The 13,150-nt window shown below is 70.2% G+C and carries 11 protein-coding genes and 1 pseudogene; 5 read left to right on the forward strand and 7 right to left on the reverse strand.

Annotation, left to right across the window (positions count from 1 at the left end; genetic code table 11):
* The first annotated feature begins 72 nt into the window (after positions 1-72).
* Positions 73-1,209, forward strand: coding sequence for an IS30 family transposase (locus CLM62_RS09380; RefSeq protein ID WP_179382027.1), 1,137 nt, complete (start codon positions 73-75; stop codon positions 1,207-1,209).
* 69 nt (positions 1,210-1,278) lie between these two features.
* Here the strand turns inward: CLM62_RS09380 and CLM62_RS09385 are convergent, their stop codons facing one another.
* Both CLM62_RS09385 and CLM62_RS09390 read right to left on the reverse strand, forming a co-directional pair.
* Positions 1,279-1,953, reverse strand: coding sequence for a replication-relaxation family protein (locus CLM62_RS09385; protein WP_257003763.1), 675 nt, complete (start codon positions 1,951-1,953; stop codon positions 1,279-1,281).
* A 162-nt stretch (positions 1,954-2,115) separates the two neighbouring features.
* On the reverse strand, positions 2,116-2,547 hold the full coding sequence (locus CLM62_RS09390) for a hypothetical protein (RefSeq protein WP_143658990.1): 432 nt from the start codon (positions 2,545-2,547) through the stop codon (positions 2,116-2,118).
* 171 nt (positions 2,548-2,718) lie between these two features.
* Here CLM62_RS09390 and CLM62_RS09395 point away from each other — a divergent pair.
* Positions 2,719-2,829, forward strand: a pseudogene (locus CLM62_RS09395) (class F sortase); the annotation flags it as partial.
* Positions 2,830-2,893: 64 nt separating this feature from the next.
* Here the strand turns inward: CLM62_RS09395 and CLM62_RS09400 are convergent.
* The 4 genes from CLM62_RS09400 to CLM62_RS09415 form a co-directional block, all read right to left on the reverse strand.
* On the reverse strand, positions 2,894-4,168 hold the full coding sequence (locus CLM62_RS09400) for a beta-ketoacyl synthase (RefSeq protein WP_095749384.1): 1,275 nt from the start codon (positions 4,166-4,168) through the stop codon (positions 2,894-2,896).
* A complete protein-coding gene (locus CLM62_RS09405; protein WP_095749385.1) occupies positions 4,161-5,369 on the reverse strand; it encodes an MFS transporter in 1,209 nt (402 codons plus the stop codon). The genes CLM62_RS09400 and CLM62_RS09405 overlap by 8 nt, the downstream gene beginning before the upstream one ends.
* 97 nt (positions 5,370-5,466) lie before the next feature.
* Complete coding sequence (gene hemA, locus CLM62_RS09410) at positions 5,467-6,678, reverse strand: 5-aminolevulinate synthase (protein WP_095749386.1); 1,212 nt, start codon at positions 6,676-6,678, stop codon at positions 5,467-5,469.
* A 30-nt stretch (positions 6,679-6,708) separates the two neighbouring features.
* A complete protein-coding gene (locus CLM62_RS09415) occupies positions 6,709-8,253 on the reverse strand; it encodes a 3-hydroxyacyl-CoA dehydrogenase (protein ID WP_257003764.1) in 1,545 nt (514 codons plus the stop codon).
* A gap of 750 nt (positions 8,254-9,003) precedes the next feature.
* Here CLM62_RS09415 and CLM62_RS09420 point away from each other — a divergent pair.
* Genes CLM62_RS09420 through CLM62_RS09430 form a run of 3 tightly spaced genes read left to right on the forward strand, consistent with a single transcriptional unit; the run spans position 9,004 to position 12,108 of the window.
* Positions 9,004-10,125 (forward strand): site-specific integrase, encoded by a 1,122-nt coding sequence (locus CLM62_RS09420; RefSeq protein WP_257003765.1) that lies wholly within the window; start codon positions 9,004-9,006, stop codon positions 10,123-10,125.
* Complete coding sequence (locus tag CLM62_RS09425) at positions 10,122-10,451, forward strand: helix-turn-helix transcriptional regulator (protein ID WP_095749388.1); 330 nt, start codon at positions 10,122-10,124, stop codon at positions 10,449-10,451. Before CLM62_RS09420 ends, CLM62_RS09425 begins: the two co-directional genes overlap by 4 nt.
* Before the next feature lie 4 nt (positions 10,452-10,455).
* Positions 10,456-12,108, forward strand: a complete 1,653-nt coding sequence (locus CLM62_RS09430) for a hypothetical protein (RefSeq protein ID WP_095749389.1) — start codon at positions 10,456-10,458, stop codon at positions 12,106-12,108.
* A gap of 266 nt (positions 12,109-12,374) precedes the next feature.
* On the opposite strand, the gene CLM62_RS09435 is transcribed toward CLM62_RS09430, so the two are convergent.
* Positions 12,375-13,112 carry a dienelactone hydrolase family protein gene (locus CLM62_RS09435; RefSeq protein WP_095749390.1) on the reverse strand — a complete coding sequence of 246 codons (738 nt, stop codon included), beginning with the start codon at positions 13,110-13,112 and terminating at the stop codon, positions 12,375-12,377.
* Positions 13,113-13,150: the final 38 nt, after the last annotated feature.

A 13,150-nucleotide genomic window follows, 5' to 3' on the forward strand; every position in this document is an offset into this window, starting at 1 on the left:
AACCGGAGGCCCCAGGGCAACAGGCCGTTGGTCCAAGAACGGGAGACATACTTCCTACTTGTGGATCAAGGAATGAGCTTTGCCGAGGCTGCCAGGGCCGTCGGCATCAGCACCCGTACCGGCGAACGATGGCGCAACGGACGAGGGGCCTCGGGTCGGATCAAGGCATATCCACCGCTCAACGCGGCACCCGTCGATGAATCGAGCGATCCCTCGCGCTATCTCCGCGAGGCCGACCGCGTCCACATAGCCGACCGGCTACTGGAGAAGGCCACCATCCGAGCGATCGCCGCCGAGCTGGGCCGCAGCCCATCGACGATCAGCCGCGAAGTCCGCCGCAACGGCACCCTCCTTGCCGACGGCCGCTGGCACTACCGGCCCTACACCGCCCAGCGCCGCGCTGACGCCCGCCGGCCTCGCCCCAAGACCGGGAAGATCGGCCAGAACCCGGAACTGCACGACTTCATCCAGACGCACCTGACCCTGCGCTGGAGCCCTGAGCAGATCTGCCACGCTCTGCGCAGACACTTCACTCATCGCCCGGACATGCACGTGAGCCACGAGACCATCTACCAGGCCCTTTACACCCAAGGCCGCACAGAACTCCGCCGCGAACCGACCCGAACTCTGCGCACCGGACGTGCCAGGCGACGCCCTCGCCGCCTGGCCGACCGCAGGCGCTTCCGTGCAGTTAAGAACAAGGTCATGATCAGTCAACGGCCGCCCGAGGCAGCCGACCGGGCCGTCCCCGGGCACTGGGAAGGCGACCTGATCCTCGGCCGCAACAAGCACTCCGCCATCGCCACCCTGGTCGAGCGCAGCACCCGGTACCTGATGCTTGTCCACCTGCCCGACGGCTACAACTCCGCAGCCGTGCGCGACGCCCTCATCACCACCGTCAACCCCCTGCCACCCCACCTGAAACGGTCTCTGACCTGGGATCAGGGCACCGAGATGGCCGCTCACCGCGGCTTCACCATGGCCACCAACGTCCCGGTCTACTTCTGCGACCCCGGCAGCCCGTGGCAGCGCGGCTCGAACGAAAACACCAACGGCCTGCTGCGGCAGTACTTTCCCAAGGGCACCGACCTGTCCACTCACACTCCTGAGGACCTGCAGGCCGTCGCAACCGAACTCAACAGCCGTCCACGCAAAACGCTCGACTGGGAAACCCCAACCGAGCGACTGCATAAACTGCTCACGGCTTGATCAACTCACCCCGTGTTGCAACGATCCTTCGAATCCACCTCTTACCCCCGACCATGGCTGGTCAGCGCGCTACATCTGCCGAAACGCATGCCCGGTCCAGGGGACTCGCTGGTCGGGCTCGTGGACGGGACGCCACACGGGCGCGGAGGGGCCGTGCTGGAGCAGATCGGCCAGCGGCGCCACGAGGACGGGGACGTCGTATGGGAAGCTGGCCAGCAGCCCGGCCCCCGCGCGCAGGGTGCTGATCCGGTTCTCGACACCGGCCGGGCCGGTGCCGTCCAGGACGAACAAGACGCGGGGGAAGAGCGGGTAGCGCCGCCGCCACTCCTCCAGCGCCGGTTCCTGGAGGGTCGGCCGGCGCCCCGGGGCCACGGACACATAGCGGTAGAGGCGTTCGTACGAGGTCAGCTTGGCGGCGAGGCGTTCGGGGCCCATGGTGGCCCGGTCGACTTCCACGAACGCCCGCAGCATCGATCCGTTGTCGCCGTCGACGGGGCCGCGCCGGTAGTACAGGAGCGCGTCGGGGATGACGGCCTCGCCGCTCCCGATCGGGTGGTGGACCTCGGGGATCCAGTCCAGCGGCTGGCACAGCTCGCCGCGGCGGCGGGCGTCCTGGAGGAAGATGAGCGCGGTCTCGGTCACGGTCAGCGTGTGGCCGGCCTTCAGCCGTACGGCGGTCGGATCGGACACGGTCCTGGAAGGCCGGCGCCCGCGCATCTCGGGCCACTCGGAGGCGAGCTGCACGCCGTACAGAGTGGGGAACGCGCACTCGCACGGGCATTGGCCACGACCGGCATACGCGCGTGAGGTTGCCACGCTGGGCGAGGCCCAGGGGCGCGCTATAGCGTCCCTGGTACCACCGGCCTGAACCCCCCTTGTGCCTGTTTTCGTCAGGCGTTGGGGTTGTCAGTCGCCCTTGGTGATGCTCACCTTTTCCGTGCAGTTGTCGGGAAGGTTGTTGATCCGCTCGCAGACTCGGAACCACTTGATGAAGTTGACTGCGAAGTAGGAATCGTCGGTCACGCATTTACCGTCAGAGCCGCCCGTGTCGGTCCAGGTGCGGGATTCTCCGATCTCATTCGTCAATTTGACGTAAACGCCATGGCCGTCCGCCTCGTTGTCGCAGACGGTGACGACGCCATACCAGGTGGCATCGCCGCTGTACTCAAGCTCACCGCTGTCTTTCCCGTGCGCCTGCCATACGATCAACTGAGCGGCTGCGGCGGGCTGCGCTGCCAGTCCCACAGCGATTGCCCCCGCCGCCGCGCAGGTGGTGAGTGCTTGAAGCCAGCGCCGACGAACCGGTTGCCCGGTGGCACGTGCGCAGTTGATGAGCATGCTCGATTCCTTCCCGTCCACGACCTGTGAGCAAGTCTGGGAACAGTACGGGCGCCGTGAGTCAAGCGGTACCTGTAACCTTCCAGGACCCGGCGGGTGCGGTGGTGTGGTACCGCGAGGCGAAGCTGTCGCGTCGGCCCCTCGATATTGGCCGCCTGGCCCCACCTGCACCCCGGCCGCCCCGAGCTGCGCCTGATCACCTGCGGCGGCACCTTCGACCGGGCGCTGGGCGCCTACACCGCGAACGTGGTGGTCTCCGCCTACCTGACGGGCACCGGCTGACGGCGTACCCCGTCGGCGGGACGTCCCGCCGACGGGGTACGCCGGGGTGGCCGGGGCGCGGATCTCAGGCCGCCGCCCCCATCGCCAGCACCGACGTCTGGCTCCCGAAGGCGAAGGACATGGACACCGCGAGATCGAACGAGGTGTCGCGGGCGCCCTCCGCCACGTGGTCGTGGTCGCACTCCGGGTCGGGCGTCGTCAGATTGATGGTCGGCGCCAGCCGCTGGTGGTGCAGCATCAAAGCGGTGGAGGCCGCGTTGATGATCCCGGCCAGGCCGAAGGTGTGCCCGTAGATCGGCTTGTTGGAGCTGATCGGGGGCAGCGCCCCGAGGCCGCGGCCGGGATACAGCGCGCGCAGGGCCCGGCTCTCGGCGAGGTCGTTGTAGCGGGTCGCGGTCCCGTGGGCGCAGAAGTAGCCCACCTCGTCCGGGCGGCGCCCGGCCTCCTCCAGGGCCTCCACCACCAGACCGGCGGTGACCTTGCCGGTCAGGTCCATGGTGGTGGGGTGGTCGGCCTCGTTCATCGAGGCGTGGGCGAGGACACGGGCGTACACCCGGGCCCCGCGCCGCAGGGCGGTCGACTCCCGCTCCAGGCACAGCACCACGGAGCCCTCGCCGAGGGCGAACCCCTCGCGGTCGGCGCTGTAGGGGCGCACCGCGCGGGACGGGTCCTCGGACTCCGTGGAGAGCACACCGTTGCCCAGCGCCCGGTAGCAGTGCGCCACCTCGGGCAGGATGGGGAACTCGTGGCCGCCGACCAGGACGGCGTCGCTGCTGCCCGCCCGCAGCTCCCGCAGGGCCAGGCCGATCGCCTGGTGGCCGCCGACGCAGGCGTTGCTGACGGTCGTGACGAGGCCCTGCGCCCCGGTGTGGATGGCGGCCAGGCTGGCCGGGGTGCCGGGCAGCCCGCGGAACATGGCGCCCTTGTCGTCGTACGCCGTCGGGTCCTCGCCGCGCAGCACCGGCTGCCACCAGGAGAGCGGGCCGCGCGACGAGGAGAAGATCACGCTGAGCCGCCGGGGATCGACGTCCCCCTGGTCCAGGCCCGCGTCGTCGCGGGCCTGGACGAGCGCGGACATTGCGATCAGGATCTCCCGGCTGTACTTGCGGGCGTGGGAGGGGCCGAGGCCGGGCAGGCGGGCGGTGTGGTCGAAGTCGCGTATCTCGGCCGCCGCGTGCACGGGCAGCCCCTCGGCGGGGCCGTCGAACCGGGTGAGGGCCCCGATCTGGGACCGCCCGCCCGAGACGTGCTGCCAGAATTCCGCGGCCGATCCGGTACCGGGCAGCAGGGTGCCTATCCCGGTGATGACGACGGGGTCGTCGGCAGGTCGGTCAGTCATCGTCGGAAACTCCTTGCCGCGCGGGATCACTGCGTGTCTCCCGCGCCGGACCGGTGGGGGTGGGACGTCCGTAGGTGAGGGCCGCGACGGCGACGGCGACGGCCGCGAGGACGAAGGCGGGCACGGCGGTCGACTCGGGGCCCCAGGTGTTGACGAGGAGGCCGCCGACCGCGCCGCCGATGGCGATGCCCAGGTACAGGGCGGAGCTGTTGAGCGCCACGGTGAAGGGGCCGCTCGCCTCGCTGAGCGAAAGCAGCCGGTGCTGCTGGGGCACGAGGTACATCCACCCCGTGGCGCCCCAGACGAACAGCGCGACGCCCGCCCCGATCAGGGACCCGGACCACAGCGGCAGCAGGGCCAGGTCCACCGCCATGCCGCCGACGGCGAGCAGGAGCACCGCCCGGTTGCCCAGCCGGTCGGTGGCGATCCCGGCGATGGCGTTGCCCGCGACGGCGCCGACGCCGAAGACGAACAGCAGCACCGACAGCGCCCGCCCGCCGTGGGTGGCGTCCTGGAGCACCGGGCCGATGTACGCGTAGACCACGTGCTCGGAGGTGACGGCGAGCAGGGTGACCGACAGGGTGATCAGGACGGCCGGGTTGTGCAGGCCCGAGAGCCGTTCGGCCAGCGGGTGCCTGCCCGCGGGCGCCAGCCTCGGCAGCATCAGGACCCCCAGCAGCGCGACCGCGCCCAGCGCGGCGACCGCCCACAGCGTGGCCCGCCAGCCCGCCAGGCCGCCGATCCAGGTGCCGATCGGCACCCCCAGCGCGGTGGCCATGGTCAGGCCGCCGATGACGATGCCCAGTGCCCGGCCCCTGCGCTCCTCGGGGACCAGGGACGCGGCGGCGGCGGAAGCCTGGGGCGTGTACGAGGCGGCACCGAGCGCGGCGACGAACCGGCCCGCCGCGACCCATCCGTAGGAGTCGCCCAGTGCGGAGATCACGTTGCCGGCGATGAACACCCCCAGCCCGCAGGCCAGTACGGTCCGGCGGGACAGCGAGCCGGTGATCGTGGCGCTGACCGGGGCGAACAGCGCGTACGTCAGGGAGAACACGGTGATCAGCTGACCGGCGGCACCGGGGGAGACACGGAGGTCGTCCGCGATCTCCGGCAGCACACCGGCGATCACGAACGCGTCCGTGCCGATGGCGAAGGCGCCCACCGCGAGCAGCCAGAGCACGGGTGGGGTGGCGTTTTTCACGGGAATCCTTGAAATCTTGTGTTCAGGTTCGGCCGCGGCCCCGGCACGAGCACCGTTCCGGAACTCGGGCCGGGGCGACGGCCGTCGGCCGGTGCGATCAGCGGCTGCGGGGAAGACCGGCCGCCGACCACACGGCGTCGAGCGCCTCGACGAACGCCTGGACGTCCTCGGCCGTGTGACGGGAGGTGGGCGTGACGCGCAGCCGCTCGGTGCCCTCGGGCACGGTCGGCGCGTTCACCGGCTGGACGTAGATGCCGTGGTCGCCCAGGATCAGCGCGCTGACCTCCTTGTTGCGGTGCGGGTCGCCGACGAGCACCGGGACCACGTGGCTGTCCCGCGAGATGACCGGGATGCCCCGCGCGGCCAGTCCCTCCTTCAGCTCCGACGCGCGCGCCCGCAGCAGGTCCCGCTGGGTGGAGTCGTGTCGGACCAGACGCAGCGCGGACAGCGCGCCGGCCACCAGCGGCGCCGGGGCGGACGTGCTGAAGACGAACGGGGCCGCGAAGGTCCGCACGCTGTCGATGACCGAGGCCGGCCCGGCGATGTAACCGCCGGCCCCGCCGAGCCCCTTGCCGAAACCGCCCTGGAAGACCGTGATCCGGTCGCGGACACCCTGCTCCTCCGCGTAGCCGGAGCCCTCCTCGCCGTAGATGCCGACCGAGTGGATCTCGTCCAGGTAGGTCAGGGCGCCGAACTCCTCGGCGATGTCCACGATCTCCCGGATCGGGGAGAAGTCGCCCTCCATGGAGTGCAGGGACTCGAAGGCGACCAGCTTGGGCGCGTCCGGGTCCGTCTCCTCCAGCAGCTTGCGCAGGTGGCCCGTGTCGTTGTGGCGGAAGATCCTCTTCTGCGCGCCGCTGTTGCGGACGCCCTGGATGATCGACGCGTGGTTCAGCTCGTCGGAGAAGATCACCAGCCCGGGTATACGCCGGCCCAGCACCGACAGGGTGGCGTCGTTGGCCGCGAAGCCGGTGCTGAACAGCAGCGCCCGCTCCTTGCGGTAGAGCGAGGCTAGCTCGGCCTCCAGGTCCTCGTGGAAGGTGCTGGTGCCCGAGATGCTGCGCGCGCCACCGGTGCCCAGGCCCACGCCGCGCACCGCGTCGGCGACCGCGTCGATGACCGTCGGGTGGTGGCTCAGCGAGAGGTAGTCGTTGGAGCACCAGACGGTGATCTCGCGCGGACCGTCGGCGGCGTGGAGCAGGGCCCGCGGGGCCGTCTCGGCGCGGCGCTCCAGATTCAGGTACGTCCGGTAGCGCCCCTGCTCCTTGGCCGACGCGACGTCCTGGGCGAGGTGTAACAGAGCCTGCATGGGTGGTGTTTCCCTTTCTGGCATGGGGGGTCAGGCCGCGAGCGGGCCGGTGCGCAGCGCGCCGCGGCGCAGCGCGGGGGAGGGGCGGTAGTGCCCGTCCCGGTGTTCGTCGTCGAGGTTCTCCAGCAGGGCGAGGACCGAGGGCAGCCCGATCCGCTCGCCCCAGGCGACCGGCCCCAGCGGGTAGTTGGTGCCCAGGCGCATGGCGGTGTCGACGTCGGGGGCGCTCGCCAGGCCGTCGGCCACCGCGTCCAGCGCGATGTTGACGAGCATGGCGACGGTGCGGAACACCAGCAGCCCCGGGATGTCGTCCACCGTGCTGACGTCCTTGCCCAGCAGCTGGAACAGGCCCACCGCGGCGTCCCGCGAGGCGTCAGACGCCCCGCCGCTCACCGCCAGGGCGGTACGGGAGGAGGTGGCGAAGTCCAGGCTCAGGTCGAACAGGACGACCGGACGTTCCGTACGCCGGGCGTGCCGGTCGGCCGTACGCCCGTCGGTCAGACGCAGCAGCGTCCCGTCGGGCAGCTCGAACATCCCGTCCAGCGCGCTGCCGGCGGCGGCCGCCACCCGCTCGACGGGGATCCCGGCCGCGACGAGCACGTCCACGAGTCCTCCGGCGGGCCCGGCGTCACCGTGCAGACGCACCAGACGCGGCGGCGGTACGGACACCGGGGCGCGGGTGTCGGGAGTGGGCCGGGCGGCGCCGGGCCCGTGGTCGTAGAACCCTCGGCCCGCCTTGCGCCCGAGGTACCCGGCCTCCACCAGCTTGCGCTGGACGAGGGAGGGGGCGAAGCGCGCGTCGTGGTGGAAGGCGCTCCACACCCCCCGGGTGACCGCTTCGTTGACGTCGTGGCCGATGAGGTCCATCAGCGCGCAGGGGCCCATGGCGAAGCCCCCCGAGCCCGTGAGGACCGCGTCGATGGTGGCCGGTGACGCCGCCCGCTGTTCCCGGGTGCGCAGCGCCTCCCCGTAGAAGGGGCGTGCCACCCGGTTGACGATGAATCCGGGCAGGTCGGCGGAGAGCACCGGGGTCTTTCCCCAGCGTTCCGCGGTCCTGTGCAGGAAACGGGTGGTGCGCTCGGCCGTGGTCGGCGCGGAGACCACTTCGACCAGCGCCATCAGGGGAGCCGGATTGAAGAAGTGCAGTCCCGCGAACCGGGCCGGGTTTTCCAGGCCGGCGGCGAGAGCGGTCACAGATAGGGAAGAAGTGTTGGTGGCGATAACGGCTTCCTCGCCCACATGCTTCTCGATGTCCGCCAGAAGTGCGGACTTGGCCGCCATATCCTCGTGCACGGACTCTATGACGAGGCCGGCCGATGCCGCTTCCGGCAATTCTTCCGAGGTGGTCAGCCGGTCCAGGGCGGCGAGCGCTTCCTCTTTGCCCAGCCGTCCCTTGTCGACCAGCCGGAGGATGCGGCTCTCGATTTCCTCCCGGCCTCGGCGGGAGCTCTCCGCGCGGCGGGTCAGCAGGAGCACCCGGTGGCCGGCGAGGAGCGCGACCTGGGATATCCCGGTTCCCATGGCGCCGGCTCCGACGACGGCCACAAGATCGTCCGGTTGCTTGTACAACTTCACAGGATTCCTCGGGGAATAGGCTTTTATGCTGTGGCGTCCGACCTTCTGTGGCAGCACCTTCAGTCAACGTAATGCACCCGCTCGGCCATGGCCGGGGTGTGCAACATGCCGTTCATGGAAGGTTCATAGGGGGCTGTGAGCAGGGGGTCCATGAGGCATTGTCGATTTCCTTACGCCGGGGTGGGGATCGCCCATCGGTCGGCCGTGGAGGCTGATCGCACAGGAAACTATGCGATGCCTCGGGCGGGGCGCAAGGATGATCTCCGCGAGCAGTGAGAGAAAAGGCAATGCCGAACGGCGTCTTCGGCAGAAAAACCGGTTAGGGGGCCGGTATTTTCCATGGCGTTTTCTTTTCGGTGGAATGGCGGTGGGGCGGCCGTCCGGAGGGGCCTTTCCTTGGGCGGCGCGATCGGCCGGCCGCGAGGCGGCGCGCCGCCGGTGACCGGATTTCCACGGTCCGCGGGGCCCGTCGGGATGCCCGGGAACAGCCCGGAGTGTTCTGCCGCACATCGGGCTCGTGGAGTCACGGGATTCGTGCCCGGCGCGTCGTTCACGTGCCGGGTGCTCCGGCCGGCCTCGTGGCTTTCCGTACGCGTGTGTCAGGACAGATTCGACCGGGCTTGTGTGCGACATCCCGTGAGTTCTCCTGAGCCCCGCAGAGTCACCAACCTCGTGGCCAGGGGGTTCGCCCTCTCAATAGTGACTCTTCGCGCCCTGACGTAACTTCGGGATTCCTGAAGCGTTCTCACTGTGTCTGACCGGTCGACGGTCAGGGTGAAGGTGAGGGGGCTCGGGTTGGCGCTGGCTGTCGTACGGGACCTGCGCGATGTCCGGCCGCCGGCCACGGCGGAGGAGCTGGAGCAGTTCGAGACCGATGTGCTGGCGGGGTTCGTGCTGGCGCGGGCTTCGGCGGGGCTGGCGGACGGCACGATCCGCGGGGACGTCGGGCACCTGGAGCAGATACGGTCCTGGTTCGGCCGGCCGCTGTGGGAGATGGAGCCGCCTGACGCCGACGCGTACTTCGGGAAGGTGCTGCGGGCTTCGCCGAGCGGCACCCGGCTGGGGCGCTCTCAGGCTCTGACTACGTACTTCCTGTTCCTGGAGCTGCGGCACAAGGTCGAGATCCACCGGATGACCGGTCGGGTGATCGAGTGCCCGATCGACGAGATGAACCGGCCGCGCGGCGCGAAGGACGCGGCACTGCGGATTCCGCCGTCCGGGCCGGAGGTCAAAACGCTGTTCGCCGGTTGGGGCGGCGAGCTGGCGACCTGCCGGAAGTTCGCCCCGACCGCCCGGAACTACACCGCCTCCAAGCTGATGTCCCAGGTCGGGCTGCGGGTCAGCGAGGCGTGCAAGCTCGATCTGGCGGACATCAAGTGGGACCTGGGCCGCTTCGGCAAGCTCCACGTCCGCCACGGCAAGGGCGCCCGGGGCTCGGGTCCGCGCGAGCGGATGGTCCCCCTGATCAACGGCGCCGACCGCACGCTCCGATGGTTCATCGAGGACGTCTGGGGCCAGTTCGACGACGACCACACCCGCCCCGGCGCCCCGCTGTTCCCCTCCGAACGCAGATGCTCCGACGGCTCCTCGGGCCGGGTCGGCGACGATGCCCTGCGCGGCGGCCTCAAGGCCGCGGCCACGGCACATCTGCCGGGCTGGGGCGACAAGCTCACCCCGCACGTCCTGCGGCACTTCTGCGCGTCCGAGCTCTACCTCGGTGGACTCGACCTGATCGCGATCCAGGAAGTCCTCGGACATTCCTGGATCGCCACGACCATGCGATACGTCCATGTCCAGCAGACCCGGGTCGAGGACGCCTGGGCAGCCGGGCAGCAGCGGGCCGCGAAGCGGCTGGAAGGACTTCTGCGATGAAGTGGAACCTGCGGCTGACCGCCGCGAACAAGGGGATCTGGAAAGCCTCCGAGCTCCAGCGGAGCCTGGCCGAGCACGGCCTGGTCATCTCGGCCGGGAAGATGTCCGGGCTGTGGTCCGGCCAGCCGGTCTCCCTCAAGCTGGAGGACCTGGACGTCATCTGCGTCGTCCTCGGCTGCGAGATCGGCGACCTCCTCATTCCCGAGCCGGAGAAGGTGCACCGCCCCGGCCAGGAGGAGACGGTCCGGGCCGCTGTCGGCTCGGGGACCGCCGCGCCGAAGGTGATCCCCAAGCGCCGGGACGGCCGGTCGCTGCCGCCGGAGTGAGCTGGTGGCACGCTTCCCGAAGGGCTACGTCAAGCCGACCAGTTCCTGCCCGGGCTGCCTGGCCTGGGGCGACTTCCGCGGACGGCTCTGCCACACCTGCTACATGTTCGGCCGGGGGCACGACGCGGCGGAATGCGCCGGCTGCCGTCGCGTCCAGCCGTTGAAGTGGGACTACTGCCGTTTGTGCTGGTGCCAGGCCCGCCTCGGCGCGAAGACAGTCGACGGCCAGCTGGCGGAAGGGGCAGACGTGCGGGAGAGGCTCGCCGCCGTCCGGCACCAACAGCTGTTCTTCGTCGGGATTGCGGCGGCGGCCGGGGACGGGGCGTCGGACGCGCACTACCGCAGAAGACCGACGCCTCCAGCCCGACGGAAGGGAGGACGGCGTGGCCCCCCGCGCAAACCGCCTCCCGCGCCGGCTTGGCGTCCGGACCTCGGCTGGCGGCAGCCGCCGCTGTTCGAGCAGATCCCCCGGCACTTCGGTCGGCTCGACCCGGCCGACGCCGACCTGGCCAGCCCGTGGCTGGCCTGGGCGAAGTACCTCGCCCACCGGCTCGCCGAGTCCCGCGGATGGGGACGCAACATCCGCTTCGCGGTCAACCGGGGCCTGGCCATCGTCCTCACCGGTCACGTCGAAGGTGACGTCATCTGGCACACGGAGATCTTCTCCCCGCTACGGGCCCTGGACCTGCCCGTCGGCCACATCATCACGGTGCTGGAGGAGATGGGGATCTTCGAGGACGACAGCGAGCCGTCCTTCGAGCACTGGCTCGTCGGACGCCTGGAAGGGCTCGCACCCGGCATCCGTTCGGAAGCCGAGCGCTGGACCCGAGTCCTGCGCGACGGCGGCCCCCGCAGTCTCCCGCGCAGGGAGGGCACGGTCTGGCTCTCCCTCAACCAGGTCCGTCCGGCCCTGTTGGAGTGGTCGAACCGCTACGACCACCTGCGGGAGGTGACTCGCGACGGCGTCCTCGCCCACGTCAAGACGCTGCACGGTCATCAGCGACGTGACCAGCTCGTCGCCCTGCGGTCTCTGTTCACCTGGGCCAAACGGCAGGGGTTGATCTTCCGCAACCCCACCAGCCGGATCAAGGTCGGGCAGAACGAGTACGCCGTGCTGCAACCTCTCCTCCCTGAGCATGTCGAGCGCTCCGTCGCGACTGCGTTGACGCCGGCGGCGCGGCTCGTCCTCGCCCTCGCGGCGGTCCACGCCGCCCGGGTCGCCCAGATCGCCGCCCTCGTGCTCGACGACGTCGATCTCGGCAACCGCCGACTGACCATCGCCGGACGCGCCCGGCCTCTCGACGACCTCACCCTGAAGCTCCTGACGGACTGGCTGGACCACCGGCGACGCCGGTGGCCGAGCACCGCGAACCTCCACCTGCTGATCAACAACCAGACCGCCAACACGACCGGCCGGGCCAGCAACCACTGGATCAGTGCTCCGATGCGAGGACAGGACGCCACCTTGGAGCGGCTTCGCGTTGACCGGCAACTCGACGAAGCCCTGACCCACGGGCCTGACCCACTCCATCTCGCGGAGGTCTTCGGGCTCGACGAGAAGACCGCGATGCGCTACGCGGACTCCGCACGAGCCCTGCTGGAACAGGCCGCCGAGTCGGGGTTCAGCCGAGATACGCGGCAAGGGGGCAATGAGTAGATCCTGATGCGGCTTTACGCGTGGTCAGCACAGTGACGCCGCAGTAAATGCGTACATCTCGCCCTGGAAGCCGGAACGGTCCGCCGCAGGTCGCGACGATCACGGCCAGGGCTCCATCGCAGTAAATCCGGTATTACTGCGGTAGTTGGGAATACGTCTCCGCGACCGCACAACTGTCCGAATGCGGGTCTGCTGTGAGGGCTTGAGGGGAGGAGACTGTCAGTGCGCGACGCCGACCAGGCCTGGCACCAGCATGTTTGCCTGGGTCATGCCCCCAGGTCCTCCGTCACGGGCAGGCACTCGGCGAGCAGGTCGACGACGTCGCGCCAGGCTCGCTGCGCGTGCTGTGGGTGGTAGCCGACGCCGGGGACCGTGGGGTGGTCGACCGGCGGGTGGTGGAAGGCGTGCAAGGCTCCGCCGTAGACCGCGAGGCGCCAGTCGACGCCCGCGGCCTGCATCTCAGCGGTAAACGCGTTCCGTTGCGCGGGCGGCATGATCGGGTCTTCCGACCCGACTCCGGCCCACACCGGGCAGCGAATGCGCGCCGCCTCGCCCGGTCGGCCCGTGGTAGTTGCGTTGACTGTCCCGATCGCGCGCAGGTTGACGCCGCCGCGCCCGAGTTCCAGCCCGACGGCGCCCCCGGTTCCGTAGCCGACGGTGGCGATCCGGTCGGGGTCGGTCCGGGGCTCGGTGCGCAACACGTCGAGCGCCGCATGGCCGATCCCCCGCATCCGCTCGGGATCAGCGAGCAGTGGCATGCAACGGGCCAGCATCTCCTCGGGGTCACCCAAATAGCGCCCGCCATGAAGGTCGAAGGCCAGCGCTACATATCCCAGCCCGGCGAGAGCATCGGCCCGGCGGCGCTCGACGTCGCTGAGCCCCATGCCCTCTGGTCCGAGCAGCACCGCGGGCCGGCGGTCGACACCGGCCGGGAGCGCGAGGTGCCCGATCATCGTCAAACCGTCGGCCGGGTACTCGACCGTACGCGTCGTAATCTTCGTCATGAGACTGGACTGTAGTGATCGTCGAGCCCGGTCCGGCC

Source organism: Streptomyces sp. SA15, from assembly GCF_002291145.1.
GTDB lineage: Bacteria > Actinomycetota > Actinomycetes > Streptomycetales > Streptomycetaceae > Streptomyces.

Excerpts from the sequence above, each read along its gene's own strand:
- CLM62_RS09435 (WP_095749390.1), bottom strand. The coding sequence starts at position 13,112 with ATGACGAAGATTACGACGCGTACGGTCGAGTACCCGGCCGACGGTTTG.
- hemA (WP_095749386.1), bottom strand. The coding sequence starts at position 6,678 with ATGCAGGCTCTGTTACACCTCGCCCAGGACGTCGCGTCGGCCAAGGAG.
- CLM62_RS09380 (WP_179382027.1), top strand. The coding sequence starts at position 73 with ATGAGCTTTGCCGAGGCTGCCAGGGCCGTCGGCATCAGCACCCGTACC.
- CLM62_RS09390 (WP_143658990.1), bottom strand. The coding sequence starts at position 2,547 with ATGCTCATCAACTGCGCACGTGCCACCGGGCAACCGGTTCGTCGGCGC.
- CLM62_RS09425 (WP_095749388.1), top strand. The coding sequence starts at position 10,122 with ATGAAGTGGAACCTGCGGCTGACCGCCGCGAACAAGGGGATCTGGAAA.
- CLM62_RS09400 (WP_095749384.1), bottom strand. The coding sequence starts at position 4,168 with ATGACTGACCGACCTGCCGACGACCCCGTCGTCATCACCGGGATAGGC.